This window comes from Flavobacterium macacae, from assembly GCF_003865365.1.
GTDB lineage: Bacteria > Bacteroidota > Bacteroidia > Flavobacteriales > Flavobacteriaceae > Flavobacterium > Flavobacterium macacae.
The window spans coordinates 1-18,883 of sequence record NZ_RQVR01000007.1 but is presented as its reverse complement, the minus strand read 5'-3'; the positions used below and the strand labels follow the sequence as shown (position 1 = coordinate 18,883).

General features: G+C 38.0%; 16 protein-coding genes. 9 read left to right on the top strand and 7 right to left on the bottom strand.

Translation table 11 applies throughout. The annotated features are described in order from the left end of the window. The first annotated feature begins 515 nt into the window (after positions 1 to 515). The 7 genes from EG849_RS07355 to EG849_RS07325 all read left to right on the top strand — a co-directional run bounded on the left by EG849_RS07355 (position 516) and on the right by EG849_RS07325 (position 7,731). Positions 516 to 1,208, top strand: coding sequence for a phosphoadenylyl-sulfate reductase (locus tag EG849_RS07355; protein WP_125012435.1), 693 nt, complete (start codon positions 516 to 518; stop codon positions 1,206 to 1,208). A gap of 21 nt (positions 1,209 to 1,229) precedes the next feature. After that, entirely contained in the window at positions 1,230 to 2,135 is a 906-nt protein-coding gene (gene cysD / locus EG849_RS07350) for a sulfate adenylyltransferase subunit CysD (protein WP_125012434.1), read from the top strand. A gap of 18 nt (positions 2,136 to 2,153) precedes the next feature. After that, positions 2,154 to 3,392: a sulfate adenylyltransferase subunit 1 gene (locus EG849_RS07345; RefSeq protein ID WP_125012433.1), complete on the top strand. Its 1,239-nt coding sequence runs from the start codon at positions 2,154 to 2,156 to the stop codon at positions 3,390 to 3,392. 12 nt (positions 3,393 to 3,404) lie between these two features. Further along, positions 3,405 to 4,226 carry a serine O-acetyltransferase EpsC gene (gene epsC, locus EG849_RS07340; protein ID WP_125012432.1) on the top strand — a complete coding sequence of 274 codons (822 nt, stop codon included), beginning with the start codon at positions 3,405 to 3,407 and terminating at the stop codon, positions 4,224 to 4,226. 29 nt (positions 4,227 to 4,255) lie between these two features. Beyond that, complete coding sequence (gene cysK, locus EG849_RS07335; RefSeq protein WP_125012431.1) at positions 4,256 to 5,167, top strand: cysteine synthase A; 912 nt, start codon at positions 4,256 to 4,258, stop codon at positions 5,165 to 5,167. Between the two features lie 48 nt (positions 5,168 to 5,215). Next, positions 5,216 to 6,469 carry a TSUP family transporter gene (locus EG849_RS07330; protein WP_125012430.1) on the top strand — a complete coding sequence of 418 codons (1,254 nt, stop codon included), beginning with the start codon at positions 5,216 to 5,218 and terminating at the stop codon, positions 6,467 to 6,469. 260 nt (positions 6,470 to 6,729) lie between these two features. Next, positions 6,730 to 7,731, top strand: coding sequence for a hypothetical protein (locus EG849_RS07325; RefSeq protein WP_125012429.1), 1,002 nt, complete (start codon positions 6,730 to 6,732; stop codon positions 7,729 to 7,731). Between the two features lie 186 nt (positions 7,732 to 7,917). Here EG849_RS07325 and EG849_RS07320 read toward each other — a convergent pair whose 3' ends face one another. The 4 genes from EG849_RS07320 to EG849_RS07305 all read right to left on the bottom strand — a co-directional run bounded on the left by EG849_RS07320 (position 7,918) and on the right by EG849_RS07305 (position 13,764). Then, positions 7,918 to 8,391, bottom strand: a complete 474-nt coding sequence (locus EG849_RS07320) for a hypothetical protein (RefSeq protein WP_125012428.1) — start codon at positions 8,389 to 8,391, stop codon at positions 7,918 to 7,920. Positions 8,392 to 8,447: 56 nt separating this feature from the next. Further along, positions 8,448 to 11,855, bottom strand: coding sequence for a hypothetical protein (locus tag EG849_RS07315; RefSeq protein ID WP_125012427.1), 3,408 nt, complete (start codon positions 11,853 to 11,855; stop codon positions 8,448 to 8,450). Between the two features lie 126 nt (positions 11,856 to 11,981). Then, on the bottom strand, positions 11,982 to 13,241 hold the full coding sequence (locus tag EG849_RS07310; RefSeq protein WP_125012426.1) for an aspartate kinase: 1,260 nt from the start codon (positions 13,239 to 13,241) through the stop codon (positions 11,982 to 11,984). A gap of 52 nt (positions 13,242 to 13,293) precedes the next feature. Then, positions 13,294 to 13,764, bottom strand: coding sequence for a GNAT family N-acetyltransferase (locus EG849_RS07305; RefSeq protein WP_125012425.1), 471 nt, complete (start codon positions 13,762 to 13,764; stop codon positions 13,294 to 13,296). 402 nt (positions 13,765 to 14,166) lie between these two features. Between EG849_RS07305 and fbp the strand changes: the two genes are divergently transcribed. After that, the gene (fbp, locus tag EG849_RS07300) at positions 14,167 to 15,183 is read left to right on the top strand and encodes a class 1 fructose-bisphosphatase (RefSeq protein ID WP_125012424.1); all 1,017 of its coding nucleotides are present in this window, start codon (positions 14,167 to 14,169) and stop codon (positions 15,181 to 15,183) included. An 80-nt stretch (positions 15,184 to 15,263) separates the two neighbouring features. Here fbp and EG849_RS07295 read toward each other — a convergent pair whose 3' ends face one another. Beyond that, positions 15,264 to 15,695, bottom strand: a complete 432-nt coding sequence (locus tag EG849_RS07295; RefSeq protein ID WP_125012423.1) for a tellurite resistance TerB family protein — start codon at positions 15,693 to 15,695, stop codon at positions 15,264 to 15,266. Positions 15,696 to 15,827: 132 nt separating this feature from the next. Here EG849_RS07295 and EG849_RS07290 point away from each other — a divergent pair, with 132 nt between their 5' ends. Continuing rightward, positions 15,828 to 16,421, top strand: coding sequence for a HupE/UreJ family protein (locus EG849_RS07290; RefSeq protein ID WP_125012422.1), 594 nt, complete (start codon positions 15,828 to 15,830; stop codon positions 16,419 to 16,421). A gap of 236 nt (positions 16,422 to 16,657) precedes the next feature. Here EG849_RS07290 and EG849_RS07285 read toward each other — a convergent pair whose 3' ends face one another. Both EG849_RS07285 and EG849_RS07280 read right to left on the bottom strand, forming a co-directional pair. Continuing rightward, positions 16,658 to 18,526 carry an OmpA family protein gene (locus tag EG849_RS07285; RefSeq protein WP_125012421.1) on the bottom strand — a complete coding sequence of 623 codons (1,869 nt, stop codon included), beginning with the start codon at positions 18,524 to 18,526 and terminating at the stop codon, positions 16,658 to 16,660. Positions 18,527 to 18,546: 20 nt separating this feature from the next. After that, the coding region (locus EG849_RS07280; RefSeq protein WP_125012420.1) for a type IX secretion system membrane protein PorP/SprF at positions 18,547 to 18,883 on the bottom strand (337 nt) is incomplete at its 5' end.

Here is an 18,883-nt window from a genome sequence, read left to right as displayed (position 1 = left end):
TTGAAGGTTTTTTTATGATATCTTCTTTAACATTTCTAAACCACCTTTATTGTGAATCTTTAACTTTCCTAAAGTTTTTTTTGCCTAAAAAAACAGATACTTCAATAATTTACACTTAAAAAATATAATTTCTGATTTCGCTGTTAATAGATTTTTATAAAGTTTGAGAAATTGAAAAAACGCTATAAGTTTACTTCAACATTTTTTATATAAAAAAAAATGAATAATTACCTTATAAATAAGTACTTAGCTTGTATCTGCTGTTCGAAAATCGAGGAGTAAGTGTCTGCTTTTGCCATTTTATAGAATGATATAAAGTATAACAAATCTCCTCAAGAAATTGGGGATTTTTTATTTATAACATCAAGAAGTATGATTTTAAATGCAATATTTTTTAGCGAAACGTGCTGTCTTCTTTCATCAAGAGGAAGCCGTCGGATTATAGTATTGCAATATAATTAGTTCTACCAAAGCCTCTTGTCGATTGTCAACAGGCTTTTTTTAATAACAAAAAAATGAATAGTCCAGTTTTAGAAAATTTAGCGAATCTAAGCTTAGAGGAAAGCCTTCGGTTTCTTGCTGAAAATTTTGAGGAAAAAATAGTTTTTTCAACAAGTTTCGGTATTGAAGACCAAGTGATTTCGCACGCAATTTTCAGCCAAAAAATAAAAAATATCGAGGTTTTTACTTTAGATACAGGACGCTTGTTTCCTGAAACGTATGCCGTTTGGGACAAAACTTTGCTTCAATATGGTGGCAAAATAAAATGCTATTATCCAAATGCGGATGCCATAGAAAATTTTGTGAATGAAAACGGAATCAATCCTTTTTATACTTCGGTAGCATTGCGAAAAGAATGCTGTTCAATACGAAAAGTGGTTCCGTTGCAAAAAGGGTTGCAAGGCGCTAAAGTCTGGATTACAGGCTTAAGAGCCGAACAATCAGATAACAGAAATTCATTAGAAATGCTTCAATGGGACGAACAGCAACAGCTTTTCAAATACAATCCGCTATTGCATTGGACGACCGAAGATGTAATGGATTATTTGAAAAAAAATGCCGTTCCTTATAACACGTTGCACGACCAAGGTTTTATCAGCATCGGTTGCGCGCCTTGTACCAGAGCGATTAAAGCCGGAGAAAATTTCCGTGCGGGACGTTGGTGGTGGGAAGACAATTCTAAAAAAGAATGCGGTCTTCATAAATAATTTTAAAATTTTAAGCACGAAATGAATAACTCAAAAGACTACTTAGACCAATTAGAAAACGAAGCCATTTACATTCTTCGTGAAACTGCCGCTCAATTTGAGAAACCCGCCTTGCTTTTTTCTGGCGGAAAAGACTCAATTGTTTTGGTGCATTTGGCATTAAAAGCCTTTCGCCCAGGGAAATTTCCGTTTCCTTTGGTACACATTGATACCGGTCATAATTTTCCAGAAGCCATTGCTTTCAGAGATTATTTAGCCAATAAAATCGGAGAAAAACTAATTGTTGGTTCTGTGGAAGACAGCATCAAAAAATATAATTTAAAAGAAACTGCCGGGCGTTTTCCGTCAAGAAATTCATTGCAGACTTACACTTTGTTAGATGTCATTCAAGAAAACGAGTTTGACGCTTGCATTGGAGGCGCGCGTCGTGATGAAGAGAAAGCGCGTGCAAAAGAACGAATTTTTTCTGTGAGAGATGATTTTGGGCAATGGGATCCAAAATTGCAACGCCCAGAATTGTGGGATATTTTAAACGGAAAAACCCAGAAAGGACACAACGTTCGTGTTTTCCCAATCAGCAATTGGACCGAATTAGACGTTTGGAATTACATCCAAAAATATGATATCGAATTGCCTAATTTATACTTTTCTCACGAAAGGGAATGCATCGTTCACCAAGACAAATTGGTGGCAACTTCTCAATTTATTCAGCCTTTAGAATCAGATACCGTCGTGGTAGAAAAAGTAAGATATAGAACGGTTGGGGATATGACTTGTACGGCTGCAGTTCTGTCAGAAGCTTCTACGATTCAAGATATTATCGAAGATATTCTTCAAACAAGAATCAGTGAAAGAGGTCAAACACGATTAGACGACCAACTTTCAGAAGCCGCAATGGAAGACCGAAAAAAACAAGGATATTTTTAATTTAAAGCCAAGAAAACTATGAAAACATTACGATTTATTACAGCAGGAAATGTTGATGACGGAAAAAGCACCTTGATCGGAAGATTGCTGTATGACTCCGATTCTATTCACGCAGATCAACTTGGCGTGTTGCAAAAACAGACCAAACAAGAAGGTGTTGACATTGATTTATCCTTAATTACCGACGGTTTAAGAGCCGAAAGAGAACAAGGAATTACGATTGATGTTGCTTATAAATATTTTTCTACCAAGAAAAGAAAATTCATTATTGCCGACGCGCCAGGCCACGAGCAATATACCCGAAATATGATTACCGGAGCTTCCAATTCTGACCTTATCATTATTCTTGTAGATGCCCGAAAAGGAATTACAGTACAAACCAAAAGGCACGCCAGCATTGGTTCTTTAATGGGAATCAAAAAAGCCATTATTGCCGTGAATAAAATTGATTTAATTAATTATTCCGAAGAAGTTTTTACGAATATCAAAAATGATTTTGCTAAAATTAGCACCGAATTGCTTTTTGACGAAATCGTTTATATTCCTGTAAGTGCTTTGGCCGGAGATAATATCGTAGCAAAATCTTCGCAAACACCTTGGTATTCTGGAAAAGCGCTTTTAGAAACTTTGGAAGAAATTGAACCAAAAAGCAACATAAATCTCGCTTCAAGATTTCAAGTGCAGTGGGTTATTCGTCCAAAAGATGAAGAAAACCACGATTACAGAGGTTACGCCGGATTGGTTTTGAGTGGCAAATACAACGTAGGCGACAAAGTAAAAATCCTTCCTGCGAATATCGAAACTTCGATCGTGAAGATTGAAATAAATTTAGAATCGGTTTCAGAAGTAAAAGCGGGCGAAAATGTCGTGTTGCATTTTGAAGACAATATTGACATCAGCCGTGGCGACACCGTTGTGAAATTTGACGAGCTTCCGAAAGAATCGAATCAAATCAACACTTGGGTTTCTTGGCTGGATAATGCGCCATTGCAATTGGGGAAAACCTATATTTTACAGCATCGTTTTAGAAATGTCCGCGTAAAGGTGCAAGCCATCAACCAAAAATGGAACGTCAACGATTGGGAATTTACGCCTGCCGAAGATATCAAATTAAACGATATTGCACAGATTTCAATCCGCACCAATCAGCCACTTTTCTTTGATTCTTTTGTAGATAATGACAAGACTGGAAACGCAATCCTTATTGACGAAACAAGTTTTAATACCGTTGGTGCTTTAATGTTTTTAGAAAATTAATCGGTTTCAATTATGTCAAAAAACAAATCACTTTACCAAGCAAATTTCCATCAAAAGCGAATTTTCTTAAACAGAAAAGAAGCAAAATATTGGATTAATGAATTGTCAAATTGGCTTTTCTGTAGCGAAAAGGAATATGTGAATTACACGTTTTTTGAAGAAAAAGAAAACGAACTGAAACTGCTTTTGAAAACTTTGCTGGAAGAATCCTCAATTTCTTCTGACAAGGCATCTCAAATTTCAGAAGATTTTTTTGAAACTATAAATGCCATACACAAATTGCTTTCTGACGATTTAAAAGCGATTTTGGAATTTGATCCCGCAGCAAAATCCCGCAACGAAGTTTTGCTGGCTTATCCCGGATTTTTTGCCATAACGGTTTATCGAATTTCGCACAAATTATGGAAACAAAAAGCCCTGATTTTATCAAGATTGATTTCAGAATTTGCGCACAGCAAAACCGGAATCGACATTCATCCCGGTGCTAAAATTGGCGAACGTTTTTTCATCGACCACGGAACCGGCGTTGTCATTGGCGAAACCACAATTATCGGCAACGATGTGAAAGTGTATCAAGGCGTAACGCTTGGCGCTTTAAGTGTCAGCAAAGACAAAGCGGAAAAAAAACGCCATCCTACGATTGAAAATGACGTGATCATTTATTCGAATGCTACCATTTTAGGGGGCAACACGACTATCGGAAAAGGCGCCGTTATCGGAGGAAATGTTTGGATCACCAACTCTATTCCGGCAGAATCATTGGTTTTTCATAAAAGCGAAATCATCATAAAAAGCAAGACGGTTTTTCCGGAAGCTTTGAATTTTAGTATATAAACGAATTCTTAATTTAATATTTAAAAATTATGAAAGCACAGAACATTTTAGAAACCATCGGAAAAACACCTGTGGTAAAAATCAATAAATTATTCGGAGACAATAAAAATATCTGGATCAAACTAGAACGAAACAATCCAGGAAACAGCATCAAAGACCGCATTGCTTTGGCAATGATTGAAGATGCTGAAGCAAAAGGATTATTGTCGCCAGATAGCGTAATCATTGAGCCAACATCTGGAAATACTGGAATTGGTTTGGCTTTGGTTGGCGCTGTAAAAGGGTACAAAGTGATTTTGGTAATGCCAGAATCAATGTCTGTCGAACGCAGAAAACTGATGGAAATTTATGGAGCTGAATTTGAATTGACGCCTCGTGAAAAAGGAATGAAAGGTGCCATCGAAAGAGCGGCAGAATTGACTGCAGAAAACCCAAAAGCGTGGTCGCCAAAACAATTTGAAAATCCTGCGAATATTGAAGTTCATAAAAAAACAACCGCTCAAGAAATTCTTGCGGATTTCCCTGAAGGATTGGATTATGTGATTACAGGCGTGGGAACGGGCGGTCACATCACGGGCGTAGCTGAAGTTTTAAAAGAAAAATATCCAAACCTGAAAGTGATTGCTGTGGAGCCAGAATTGTCTCCGGTTTTAAGTGGCGGTTCTCCTGCACCGCATCCGATTCAAGGAATTGGTGCCGGATTTATCCCAGCAAATTATCATTCAAACGCCATTGACGAAGTCATTCAAATCAGCAAAGAAGAAGCTTTTGAATATGCTCGAAAAAGTGCCAATCAAGAAGGTATTCTGGTTGGAATTTCAACGGGAGCTTCACTTGCCGCTGTAGCAAAGAAAGCGGCCACATTGCCAGACGACGCTATTATTTTGACTTTCAATTACGATACGGGCGAACGTTATCTTTCTACCGAAGGTCTTTTTTAAATTATTTTTCACCTAAAAGTTCTATGCATTCAGAACTAAAACATACTAATGAGTGAAACTGTATTTCCGGTCTTTTTGAAGGCAGAAGTGGCTCGATTTTTAATTGTTGGTGGCGGAAAAATGGCACTGAAAAAAACCGAAATGGTTTTAAAATTGTATCCAAAAGCGTCAATAACATTACTTTCAGATAAAATTTCCCCATCGCTTTCAAAAGTGTTGGGGAAATTTCCGCATATAAAAACCAGCAACAAATCTTTTACCATAAACGATTTAGACGAAGTCGATTTCGTGATTCTTGCTTTAGATTCTGATGCTGAAAATCTAGCCCTACGAGAAATCGCAAAGCAAAAAAAACTGCCGGTTTATTTGGCAGGAAAACCGCAATTAAGCGACTTTTCTTTGACAGAACCTTATGTAGAAAAAACGGGACGCTTAAAAATCAGCAACATCCGGTTTTGGATTTATGGTTTGAGCATTCCGGCTTTGCTTCTCACCGCCTATTTCTTGGGGCGCTTTATTTCTCCGGAAGAAATTGGAAGAATGGGAACCAGCGTTTTAGATAACTTAGACGAAAATATCCTTCTTTTCATCCTTGCCGGATTTGTGGCACAATTGATCGATGGTGCTTTAGGGATGGCTTATGGTGTTACTGCCACAAGTTTTCTTCTGTCCTTTGGGATGAGTCCTGCCGTTTCGAGCGCAAGCGTCCACGCTTCTGAAGTCTTTACCAGCGGCGTTTCGGGATTAATGCATTTGAAATTTGGAAATGTAAACTCAAAACTATTTAAAAACCTGCTAATTCCGGGTGTTATCGGAGCCATTTTGGGCGCTTATTTATTGACAAGCTTGGAAGATTACAACCAATACATTATGCCAATTGTTTCAGCATATACTTTGATTTTGGGAATTATAATCATTCGAAAAGCCTTGCAAAAAAAGCGAAGCCGCAAAAAAGTAAAACGTTTATTTCCACTTGCGGCAGCGGGTGGTTTCTTAGATTCTATAGGCGGTGGCGGTTGGGGACCAATTGTTTCTTCAACTTTAATTGCCAATGGAAAAAACCCGCGCTACACGATTGGCTCTGTAAATTTAGCCGAGTTTTTTGTTGCATTGGCGAGCTCCTTTACTTTTATCGCCACCATTGGATTTACACATTGGTCGGTTATATTAGGATTAATTATTGGAGGCGTTATTGCTGCACCGATTGGCGCTTTTATGGCAAATAAAATTCCGACGAAACCGATGATGCTATTTGTTGGTATTTTGATCATAATCACCAGCTTAAAAAGAATATTTTTTTAGTGAATTACATTTAAGGAACCGATTTTCTTTATTATCAATTAAAGTTTTACCTTTAGATTTTAAAAACGAATCGTATACAAAAAGATTATGTCGATCATATCTGGTCAACAGCAGTTGCATTGATTTCTTTGGCAACCCTACCATTTATAAAAATCCACCGAAATTCCGATTGGTGAAGTGCTCCGAAAAAAGTTTTTGGAACCATATTTAGGAAAAAACATTCCAGATAAAATTTAAACAATAACCCTTATCAACAACCAATGAAATTAAAGTTTCTGCTTTTAACCGCTTTTATATGCACGATTACAAATGCCCAAGAAGAAAAAGAAGAAGACCAAAAACTGAAAGAAAACACTAGAAAAGCAGTGACAAATCGTTTCCCGTCAGCACGCCTTTTTGATGTGCAATACCAGCACTATTTGCCAACCGATTTTGATTCAGAATTGTTTGACGCTCCGTTTGAGGAAGGCGAAATTAAAAACCATTATCGTTTTAGCGCGAGTGCCAATCTTCCGATAATTATGAAGCCAAAATGGAACATTACCACTTCATTGCGTTACAGATACGAAGCTTTTGAAGTAAATGATGTGGCCAATCGTGTCGATAATTCAATCCCGCTTTATGATAAAAAATACAATTATCACTATTTATCTGGAGCGTTGAGTTTTACCTATTTTTCGAAATTATTCAACAAGCCTTTTATTTACAATGCCAGTTTAATTGTGGATGGAACTGAAAAAGACGCCGAAAGAATCAAAGGTTTTTTTGGAGCGACAGTTATTTTAAAGAAAACAGAAAGAACCACAATTGGACTGGGTTTGATTGTGCTGGTTGATCCAACATCTCCGGTTCCTGCTACGCCAACTTTTATGTGGGAACACCGCTTTAAAGATTCGCCTTGGACAATGGATTTTATTTTACCACAGCGTTTGATGTTTAAAAGAGATTTGTTCAAAGATGGCAGGCTTTCTTTAGGAAGTGAGTTGAACACTAACGGATTTTACACCTATGTCAACCAATCGGGTTTTGCAAAAGTATACGATTACCGAACGATCGAAATCAACAGTGGCTTGAAGTACGAACACAGTTTCAGCCCTTCAATTATTGGTAGTTTTAGAGCCGGATTGGCGACGGTTTTCAATTCTAGAGTTTCAGAAAGAGGCGAAAACACAAACGACTATATTTATTCCAACAATCAAGACGGAACGGGCTATTTTATCCTAGGTTTTTCATTTAATCCAAGTTTTAAGAAAAAGAAATAATTAAGCCATTTCGCCGATGAAATTTTTTGATCAAATTAATTTCATCGGCGAAGTTTAAAGAAAAAACTGGAAGTATTTGGGCGAAGCACCAGAATGGATAAAATGATTTTAATTTTATAATGAATGCTAATAACAAAAGAGCAACTACTAATGTAATTGCTCTTTTTTATTTTTAAACTGTAAAAATTATTTTGGAAGCGGCGCTCCTACAGCAACCTCACATTTATGTCCTGGTTGACCGTGTGGCGGATTCATCCCCGGAGCCGTTACTCCTGCTGGTGCAGTAGCTTGTGGTTGCATTTGCGGTTGCGCTTGGATTGGTGATGGTGCTGGCGTTGGATTTTGCGGTGCAGCATTTTTACTTGGAGCCGAATTCAATGGCGCTCCAACAGCAATATCACATCTGTGGTTTGGTTCTCCGTGTGGAGGATTCATTCCTGGAGCCGTTGTTGTTGGCTGTCCTGGCTGTCCTGGTTGTGTAATTGCTGGCGCTTCAGATGGCATTGCTCCTGGTTGAGCAGTCGGTACTTGCTGAGATGAAGCATCAATTACAGCTGCTTCGGTTGGTTCAGCACTTTCTTGTGGCTGTAATTTTTTCTGGCAAGAAACCATAAAAAGTGAAACTGCCAAAAGTGAACTTAAAAATATCTTAGTTTTCATTGTTAGTTTTTAAATATTTAGATTCCAAATATACTATATTTTAATAATTATCTATGTTAAAAATACGCTCTTAACTGAACGCTTCCGGTATGGATCGTTTTGCTCTCTTCGCTTTTCCTTCCTTGGTAATTCACATTGACATCAAGATATTGCGTCAGATTTTTTTGAATTAACAATCTCCAAGTTAAATTTTGTCCGGCTTGCAAACCTTCAAGCATTTGATACGCAACTGGCGACAATTCATCTCCTGCAAAATCATTTTGGTATAACGAAAATTCGCCGTTCATAGTTAATTTTGCTTCTGAATTGTAAGTAAAAGACGTTCCGAAGCGATGCTGTTGCAACGTTTCCAGATCATTAATCTGGTTTTTCTTGTCTTGGTATTCATAAAATAAATCCCAGCTTGCATTTCTTGAAAACAAGTAAGATATTTTTGGAGCCAATTGATAGCCGTTTAATTCAAAATTTTTGCTGGCATAATTTTCCGAAATGGTTTCTGATTCAATCGTTTTTCCTACCAAACCAAAAAGCCAGCTTTTCTTCAAAAGATGCGCATATTGAAATTGGTACGAACGATTATTATTTTCTTGAGAACCTACAGAAAGCAAGTTTTTGGCGCGATTTCGCAAATAAGTCAAAGTCACCGAATGGTCTTGCTTGCCCCGATTGTAAAACAAACTATTTCGAATACTCGAATTTAACCCTAATAAATCATCATCGCTGGTTGAAAACGGATTAAGATCGAAATTAGCGTTGCCACGAATGATTTTTCGATCAATCAAAAAGGAAGTCTGGTTGTAAAAATACGACAAGAACTTTTTAAATCCTTTTTCGTTCTGCCATTGATTGGCATTCAAAATAACCGATTGGGAAAACTTATTTTGATGCGTTTTGATAAAAATCTGATTCGGAAGAAAAATCCGGACGTATTCTGCCTGGTCGGAAAATTGGGCAATTTCAAATTCTTCCAATTCTTGAATATTGTTGTTATTGTAATCAATCCAAACATAAATTCCTTGTCCCGCTTCCACTTTTAAATAGGTGAATTCTTGTTGCGGAATCGTTCCTGAAGTCGTTTCATAAGCCGTGGTAACTTGAATCAGTTGGTCAAAATAACGATCATTGTAAAGCAATCTCGAATTTAACGAAGGTTCATTTTTTCTTTCAGAATCTTCAAATTTCAGGTTACGATAATTTACAAATAAAGACAAATCGCTTTTATCTGTTTTCAACAATCTTGATTTCAAATAATAGGAATTTGATGTATTTACTTTCTGAATTAATCCGTTGACCAAACTGTCGTTGGAACGTTGCAAATAACCTAATTCCACAAAAACTTTAGTGCTGTCCCCTCGCCCAACAAATGCTCCAAATTCGTGAAACCTTTGGCTTAAAGCAGAAAACTGGTTGGTTTCTTTTAATCTTTCTTCATTGTCTTCCAATCGAAAAGAACCGCCAACCCAGTTTTTATTGAAGTGATATCGGGCTTGTGATTGATTTCTGATAAACATAGATTCTGAATAATCGCTGTCGCTTTTTAAAATGCTTCCTGAATTTTGGATCATCAAATTTTTAAACCGAAACAGTCCGTCAACCACGTGTCTTGATCCTGAAAAACTTTCAGAAAAATCTAATTTCTCCAATTGATATTTGGCTGAACCTTTTCCCGGAAGATTAAAATTGGCTCCAGAAATCAACAAGCTTTGGTTTCCCAATGGATTTACTAAATTCCAATCCCGATCAAATTCTATGGTAAATAATCGCTCGATGGTTTTGAATTCTTTCTGCACAAATTGATAATTGGCAAAGGCGTCAATTTCCCATTTTTTTGAAAGCAATCGTTGTTTGGCATAAATTCTTCCGGCAACACCTGAATTATCGCTATCTGCAACCGAAGAAAACAAGTTCAAATCATTATTGCTGATTCCAATTTCAAAATCAACCAGCGTTTTTTCACTGGGTTTGTATTTCGCCATAACGGTTGCAATCTGAATTTTTGTGGGGGCCACCAATCGTACAATCGGCTCATAATTCCCTTGCGGAATTCCGTTTAACGGAGCAACATATTGGTAGATTCTACCGACCGCTGCTGAATTTGCCAACGTATAGTTTCCTTGATTGGCACCGACCAAAGTAAATCTTACGTTATACAATTCTTCCTCCTGATCCGTTGAAAATTCATAAATTTCAACACCCGAAATTTGAGTTTTTCTATACAAGATTTTATTTTCAGAATAAGAATCAATATAAGCCGAAGGAGCAGTCATCAACGCAGAATCATCTCCAGCTTCTTTTAAAATCGCAACTTGTTCTGCCGAAAGATTTTGTTGCAACGGTTGATTTTTTACGTCATTTTCAGAATATAAATAACCGCCGATGCTCCATTTTTCTTCTTCGTGCGTAGCGCCTGCATAGGTCACAAAACGCGTATAATTTCTATCAGAATATTGGTATTCGACATTAATTCGCATTTCTGAGGTAATCGGGAAAAGCGAGGTGAAAATAATTTCTCCTGCATTATAATCGATGGTATAATCTTTATTTTCGCCACGCGTCAATAAAATTCCGTTGACAAAAACACGTTCAGAACCTGAAATTACTAAAATATACAACTCGCCATTGGGACCTTGTAATTTATACGGACCTTGATTTCCTTCCTGACCCACGAAAGTACTTTTGGCATATTGCCCTCTGACCAAAGCCGCCGACGCAAAAATATTTGTCTTTTTTTCTGGAGTTCCAAAATTAAAATTAGCAGCCAAACCTTGCACTTTCTTATTGAAATTCAAAAAGCGGGATTGGCGGTTTTCCAAAAACAAATCTCCGGCCCGAATGTTCCATTTTTCGGCAAAAAGTTCAATAAAGATTTGGTCAAATTCATCTAACTTTTGAGAATAACCGCCTTCTTGCAAGGGAATATTGCTGTCTTGAATGGAAGCGCGAAGACTTACCTTGTCTGAAATTTTTCCGGTAATTTGCAAATCTAAATTGGAATTAACCACCGAATTTTGATTGTTCCCGATCGTAATGCCTCGCGTAATGCTTCCCGATGTATTTAATCCGTCAAAAGGCTTGAAGGTAGAAATGGGGTCGCGGGAAACTTTGTATAAATTGCCAGTTCCAGATTCGTTAGAAACCACACGGCTGTCATCATAAATGCTGTATTCTTTGGTAAGATATTCGGGATATGCAAAATACCTTACATTCAAAGAATCTTCCGTTTTAAAATTATTTTTAAAAATAAGAAGACTTTTTTGGAAATCGACTTTATAAAAAGTGGTGTCAATATCGTTTCCAAGTGCATCTTGAAGCCTAAAAAAAGACTTGTTGATGCTCACGCTGTCGAGCTGAATCGTGTCTCTTGAAACTGCAATTTTCTTATTCTTGTACGGCGATTTTATTTCCTGAGCGGAAAGCCCAGAAACAAAGCCGATTAAAAACAAGAAGAGCAGTTTTTTAAACATAAATACTATAACTCGGAAAGGTCAAAAGTAGTATTTATAAAATTAAAATTTCGGACGTTTTCGTCCGAATAACTTTTAAATAAAAAAGGAAAACTTTTACATTCTCCTTTTCTTTGTATTTGTACTTTACTCCGCGTCTTTAGTTACAATCTGCATCGTTTCGCGACTGATTTGTTTTAGCAAAACCTGTTTGCCTTTTTCGACCATTTCTGGCGCTTTTTCGTTAAAATGGCGAATCGTGTAAAGCGAGACATTTTCATTGTAAGACACTTTAAATTTCTTTGAAAGTATATTTTTTAAGTCGTTGAAATTGCCAAATTTATCTTCAATGCAGACCGAAAAACTAATGGCTGAATTTTGGATCAAGCTCACTTTCATTTTATATTGGTAAAAAAGTCCGAAGATTTCGCTGATGTTTTCTTCCATAATAAAAGAGAAATCAATCGACGAAAGCGAAATCAAAAGCTGGTCTCTTTTCACGATAAAACACGGCAAAAGCGGTTCTAAATCGGCTCCTTTGCTGACACTTGTTCCTGGCAAAGACGGATTCAAAAATGATTTTACAAACAACGGAATTTCCTTTCTTTGCAACGGCTGTAATGTTTTTGGGTGAATTACGGTGGCACCATAAAACGCTAATTCAATGGCTTCACGATAAGAAATCTGGTTGAGCAAAGTGGCATTTTCAAAATATCTGGGATCTGCATTCATCACACCTGGAACGTCTTTCCAGATCGTCACACTTTCCGCATTTAAGCAATAGGCAAAGATCGCCGCCGTGTAATCAGAACCCTCTCTTCCTAATGTTGTGGTGAAATTATTTTCGTCAGAACCCAAAAATCCTTGCGTGATATTCAAGACATTTTTTTTGACGTTTTTTGAAATCAAGGCTTGCGTTTGATCCCAATCAACGATCGCATCACGGTACGTCGTATCTGTTTTAATAAAATTCCGGACATCAAGCCATTGATTTTTGATACCTGCAAAGTTGAAATAATGGCTGATAATGGTGGTCGAAATAATTTCTCCAAAACTTACAATTTGGTCATACACAAAATTATAATTCGGCGATTTATTGTTTTTCAAGAAACTTTCTAAATCTGAAAACAACCAATTAAAAGCCGTAAATACGTCATTTTTTTCGTCATCAAATAAATCCAAGAGAATTTGGTTGTGGTATTTCTTGACATCTTGAACCGAGGACTGCAACTCTGGTGATTTTTCAAAATAGTTCTTTATGACAGCTTCCAGCGCATTGGTTGTCTTTCCCATTGCCGAAACCACGAGCAAAACATCATCAAAACCCACTTGCTGTAAAACGCTATAGACGTTTTTAATTCCTTCGGCATCTTTTACCGAAGCACCCCCAAATTTAAATACTCTCATTCTTTGATTTCAGATTTAAGATTCCAGATTTGACCTCTGAAATGCGGTAACTTTATCTTTTTAAAAATTCATTAATGGCATTTTCGTCCATTTGAACTGTTCGCCAATCCTCAAAAACTTTGGCTCCTGATTTTTCATAAAACCGAATTGCAGGTTCATTCCAGTCTAAAACATTCCATTCAATTCTGCGAACATTTTGCCTTTTTCCCTCCTTAATAACTTCTGAATACAGGGCAAAACCGGCTCCGGTTCCACGCTTGTTTTCGGTTACAATCAAATCTTCTAAATGGATGGTTTTTCCTTTCCAAGTAGAATAGCGAAAATAAAACAAGGCCGCGCCAATAATTTCATTTTCGACTTCGGCTACAAATGTACCGAACATCGGCGTTTCGCCAAAACCGTCCCTGACCAAATCTTGCGCTGAAATCACCACAGCATCAGGTTCTTTCTCAAATAAAGCCAGCTGTTTTATCAAGTCTAAAACTGCCGGCATATCTTCTTTAGTTCCTTTTCGGATAACCATTTTTTATTTTTTTTATAATTTCGAAACGAAGTTTTATTTTTTTCAGAAAGCTCTTCCTGACTTTATAACCAACAGACAGACCTTGTTGCTCTTTTTTGGCTAAGATATTAAAAGATGAAATCGATTAAGCGGACGGGTCTTTTAATTTCTTAAATTTTCGAAAATAATTTTCCACTTTGTACTGCATCCATTCGTGAATTTTCTTTTAAAACATAATAATCCGACAAAAATAATAAATAAAATATATTTTTACACATCATTTGTTTTTATTTATCAAAACGCACCATTAATATAATATTATGTTTTAAATTTATTTTGGTTTAGCCTTAAAAATGTTTATTTGGAAATAGAATAATTGAATTTTAAAACGATATTTGCAAAACAACTACAACGTTATAGTAAATGGAAGAAAGAAATAAGACATTAGGCGAGTTCATTATCGAAAAGCAGGAAGACTTTCAATATTCATCAGGAGAATTATCCCGATTAATCAATTCCATTCGATTGGCGGCAAAAGTCGTTAATTACAAAGTAAACAAAGCCGGATTGGTGGATATCGTTGGCGCTGTTGGCGCACAAAATATTCAAGGCGAAGACCAGCAGAAATTAGACGTTTTTGCCAATGACACTTTTATCCAAACTTTAATCAATAGAGAAATCGTGTGCGGTATTGCTTCTGAAGAAAGCGATGATTTTATTACGATCAAAGGAAAAGACGAATGCCACAATAACAAATATGTGGTGTTGATGGATCCGCTTGACGGTTCTTCAAATATCGACGTAAATGTATCGGTTGGAACAATTTTTTCAGTTTTTAGAAGGGTGACACCTATTGGAACTCCAGTAACGATAGAAGATTTCTTACAACCTGGCGTGAATCAAGTTGCTGCGGGTTATGTCATTTATGGCACTTCCACAATGTTGGTTTACACCACAGGCCGCGGCGTAAACGGTTTTACTTTAAACCCAGCGATCGGAACTTTTTATCTTTCGCACCCAAACATGCAGTTCCCTAAAGATGGCAATATCTATTCGATAAACGAAGGGAATTATGTGCATTTTCCGCAGGGCGTAAAAGATTATATCAAATACTGCCAGCTTGAAGAAGGCGACAGGCCTTATACTTCACGATACATTGGAAGTTTGGTTTCTGACATTCACCGAAACATGATCAAGGGAGGAATTTATATTTACCCGACAAGTTCAAAAGCCCCAAGCGGAAAACTGCGTCTTTTATACGAATGCAATCCTATGGCATTTTTGGCAGAGCAAGCCGGAGGAAAAGCATCTGACGGTTTTGGAAGAATCATGGAAATCCAGCCCACGGAATTACACCAGCGCGTTCCTTTTTTCTGCGGCAGCCAAAATATGGTTGAAAAAGCAGAAGAGTTTATGGAAAACGCCAATAACAATTTATAATACAACCAATAAACCAAACCACCAAAAACCAAAAAAGCTCCGATATTTCGGAGCTTTTTTTATATCAATAGTTTCTGCTATTATTTGTTCATGTGTTGCATTTCAAAAAGAAAAGTATCTAAGTCAACACCCAAGACAAGCAATGACAATGCTTTATCAGTAATGTATTGCACGTTTCCTGGCGTAAAACCTAAAGCCAATGCAAAACGCGTCAAAATCTCTTTTTGTTTTGGCCCAAGTACGTGGTCTGCATAAACCATTCTTGACAAGTCATACAAACGCTCCAATCTTTGCGTGTGCAAGTACGGAGGATTAATTGGGTATCGCATCGGATTGGCAAGAATCTCTGAATATTCTTCCGGAGAAATTTCCAATTGGTTCGCTAATTTGTCTAAGAAGTGTCTTTCTTCTTCGCTCAAATGCCCGTTTTCCATTGCAACTCTCACAATAGAAGCAAAGTGGCCCTTATTTCTATTTTTAAACCCGCTATCAAATAAATCTGAAATTGACATAAGTATATTTTTTTGCAAATATAATCCTATTTCCATTTTAACGATACAAAATCTTCACTTTTATTAACACAAATTAAGTGTTTTAAAAATATATCGTAAGTTTGGAATCCCAATCAAAAAAAACACAATACTATGTCAGAATTCTGGATCTATTTCAACACCGGACTGCGTCACGTTTTAGACATCAATGCCTACGACCATGTCTTATTTTTAATCGCATTAACCATTCCTTACGCCTTTAAAGACTGGCAAAGAGTATTATTACTGGTAACTCTTTTTACCGTTGGCCACACCATGGCATTGCTTCTTTCAGTGTACGGATTGATACAGATAAAAGTCAATTTGGTCGAATTTTTAATTCCCATAACCATTTTGATAACCGCCGTTTTCCATCTTTTTACCGCCGGAAAAAATTCAAAAAAAGAAAGCATCAGCTTTATTGCTCTCGTCACGCTCTTCTTCGGAATCATCCACGGATTGGGGTTTTCAAATTATTTCAACACAATTTTGCCCGGAAACGCCACAGCCAAACTCTTGCCGTTATTAGAATTTGCGCTCGGTATCGAAGCCGCACAAATCATTGTCGTTTTAATCGTGCTCATTTTATCTTACATCGTGCAAACCGTTTTCCGTTTTTCAAAACGCGACTGGACACTGGTGATGTCCGCCTTTGTCATCGGCGTCGTTTTGCCAATGATCATTGAAAGCGAAATCTGGGGAAGATAAATTTCTTTTATTTAGAAGCGAAAGTTTAGGCATTTCCAACCATCCATATTCCCGCTTTCTGCAGTAGCTTTTCCCCGAACCCCGGGAAAAAAGGCTACTGCCGCCAATCGGGGCTATCGGCAATCCATTTGAATACTTGCTGGCTTTTCCAATCTTTGCCTTTACCAATAGGAATCCATAAAAAAAGCAGCCTTTCGGCTGCTTTTTCGTTCTAACTAAAACAAATAATCAAATTCTTATTTTTTTACGATAATAAACTCACTTCTTCTGTTCTGTGCGTGTTCCTCTTCAGTACAGTTTTCTTTGCAGTCCACTTTAGGCTCGCTTTCGCCATACCCTTTTCCTGAAATTCTTGCTTTCGCAATTCCTTTTGAAAGAATATATTGCACCGATGATTTCGCTCTTCTGTCTGATAAGCTCATGTTGTAGCTGTCACTTCCTCTGTTATCCGTATGGCCTTTAACCATAACAACCATATTTGGATATTTGTTCAATACTTGAACCAATTTGTCCAATTCAAACGCACCTTCTTTAGTAACATTTGATTTATTGAATTCAAAATAAATATCGTTCAACACCACAACATCTTCTTTAACAATCGTTTCGATAGGCTGCAGATCAGCCGTAACATTTACAACACCGCCATTCGTTTTCGCCACCGGAAAACTGTTGCTTTCATAACCATCTCTTGCCACTTGAATCATAAATGCTTTATTGCAATCGGCGTTGTACGTCACTTTTCCGTCAGCTCCAGAAACCTTCGTTTCAATAACATTTTTCTTGTCATCAAGAACAGAAACTTTTGAATTTGCTAAAACAGCACCTGTTTTGGCATCTTTTACGAGCGTGACAATTTCTATATGGCAAACCGGATTTGCTTGGTAGATCTTATCTTTTCCAGTCTTGTTGCTGGAGAAGAAACCTACGTTCTTGGTCTTGTTGAAGGAGAAGGCGAAATCATCTTTTGATGTGTTCACCGGCTCGCCAAGGTTCTCTGCTTCTGATCCTTTTGAAAGGTCGATGCGGAAAACGTCCAATCCTCCAAGTCCCTTTCTGCCGTCTGATGCAAAGTAAAGCACGTTGTCTTCTGTAATAAAAGGGAAGCTCTCGTTGCCGGGAGTGTTTACCTTCGGGCCCATGTTTTCTGGCGTCCCGAAACTTCCGTCGCTATTGACAGCTACCTTCCAGATGTCGTTGCCACCCAAAGATCCCGGCATGTTTGACGAAAAGTATAACGTCTTGCCGTCTTTAGACAGGCTCGGGTTGCTTGCCGAATAGTCCTTGCTGTTGAAGGGAAGCGCTTTCACGTTGCCCCATTTGCTTCCGTCCTTGGTCGCCTTGAAAAGGTACACCTGGCCCACTTTCAGCTTGTTCTTCTTGTCTTTCTCGAAATCCTCTTCCTTGAAGCTTTCGCTCGCAAAGTAGATCGTGTTCCCGTCGGCGCTCACGCTGGCAGGACCGTCATGGAATTTCGTGTTCAGCTCGCTTACCGCTACCGGCTCGCTGAACGTGCCGTTGGCATTGTAGGTAGCCGTATAAAGATCAAGGAAAGGCTCCTCGTTCCATCCGTAAGTCTTTCTGGACTTGTTTCTGGAACTCGCAAAATAAATCGTGTTGTCATCCGTAAGCACTGCCCCGAAATCAGAACTGCCGCTGTTGATGCCCAAGGCCACTTCATCAAAAAGCTTGGTCTGGGACTTCAGTTTCGGAAGGTAGTTCGGGTCTTTCATGAATTCTACAGAACGCTGGTCATTGGGAGCCAACCCAGCGAATTTCTTCATCTGGACGTTTGCCTCCTCATATTTCCCTTCTGCTTTCAGCATCTGGGCATACTTGAAATAAGTTTCTGAATCCTGGGTGCTTTCTGTTGCCTTGGCATACCATTTGATCGCTTCCTTTGAATTGTAAACGTTATAATAGCTGTCCGCAAGCTGTCTGTAAACGTAGGCGTCTGATTTGCCCGAGTCAACAAGCTTCTGGTATTCTGCAGCCGCGTCGACATACTCGAACCTCAAGAAAAGCTTGTCTGCCTTCTCGGTGTCCTTGTTCTGAGCCGCAAGGGACATCCCTGCAAGCAGGCTTAGTGTGATATATATTTTCTTCATTGTACTGTGTCGCTTTTAGGTTAGAAATATCTTGGTGAACGTGAAACCTTTTTCGGGAAGTTCAAGTCGAAAAGCAGGATAACCTCGTGTGACGAAGGCGTGGTAACGTCTAGGTCAGAAACGATGTGGTCATATGCATATCCTATTCTCAGGTTGGGCGTGATCGCATAGTTGACCATCGCTCCGAAAGAGTCGTCAAGCCTGTAAGTCGCACCGATCTCAAACTTTTCGTTGAAAAGGAAATTGGCAGATGCGTCAAGTGAGGCTGGCGCTTGGAAGGCAGACTTAAGCATGGCCGAAGGTTTGAACTTCACGCTTTCTGAAAGCTGGAAGACATAACCTGCCGTCAGGAAATAA

What these genes read in the sequence shown, in the direction of transcription:
- EG849_RS07355 (WP_125012435.1), top strand. Translation starts at nt 516, where the DNA reads ATGAATAGTCCAGTTTTAGAAAATTTAGCGAATCTAAGCTTAGAGGAA.
- cysD (WP_125012434.1), top strand. Translation starts at nt 1,230, where the DNA reads ATGAATAACTCAAAAGACTACTTAGACCAATTAGAAAACGAAGCCATT.
- EG849_RS07345 (WP_125012433.1), top strand. Translation starts at nt 2,154, where the DNA reads ATGAAAACATTACGATTTATTACAGCAGGAAATGTTGATGACGGAAAA.
- epsC (WP_125012432.1), top strand. Translation starts at nt 3,405, where the DNA reads ATGTCAAAAAACAAATCACTTTACCAAGCAAATTTCCATCAAAAGCGA.
- cysK (WP_125012431.1), top strand. Translation starts at nt 4,256, where the DNA reads ATGAAAGCACAGAACATTTTAGAAACCATCGGAAAAACACCTGTGGTA.
- EG849_RS07330 (WP_125012430.1), top strand. Translation starts at nt 5,216, where the DNA reads ATGAGTGAAACTGTATTTCCGGTCTTTTTGAAGGCAGAAGTGGCTCGA.
- EG849_RS07325 (WP_125012429.1), top strand. Translation starts at nt 6,730, where the DNA reads ATGAAATTAAAGTTTCTGCTTTTAACCGCTTTTATATGCACGATTACA.
- EG849_RS07320 (WP_125012428.1), bottom strand. Translation starts at nt 8,391, where the DNA reads ATGAAAACTAAGATATTTTTAAGTTCACTTTTGGCAGTTTCACTTTTT.
- EG849_RS07315 (WP_125012427.1), bottom strand. Translation starts at nt 11,855, where the DNA reads ATGTTTAAAAAACTGCTCTTCTTGTTTTTAATCGGCTTTGTTTCTGGG.
- EG849_RS07310 (WP_125012426.1), bottom strand. Translation starts at nt 13,241, where the DNA reads ATGAGAGTATTTAAATTTGGGGGTGCTTCGGTAAAAGATGCCGAAGGA.
- EG849_RS07305 (WP_125012425.1), bottom strand. Translation starts at nt 13,764, where the DNA reads ATGGTTATCCGAAAAGGAACTAAAGAAGATATGCCGGCAGTTTTAGAC.
- fbp (WP_125012424.1), top strand. Translation starts at nt 14,167, where the DNA reads ATGGAAGAAAGAAATAAGACATTAGGCGAGTTCATTATCGAAAAGCAG.
- EG849_RS07295 (WP_125012423.1), bottom strand. Translation starts at nt 15,695, where the DNA reads ATGTCAATTTCAGATTTATTTGATAGCGGGTTTAAAAATAGAAATAAG.
- EG849_RS07290 (WP_125012422.1), top strand. Translation starts at nt 15,828, where the DNA reads ATGTCAGAATTCTGGATCTATTTCAACACCGGACTGCGTCACGTTTTA.
- EG849_RS07285 (WP_125012421.1), bottom strand. Translation starts at nt 18,526, where the DNA reads ATGAAGAAAATATATATCACACTAAGCCTGCTTGCAGGGATGTCCCTT.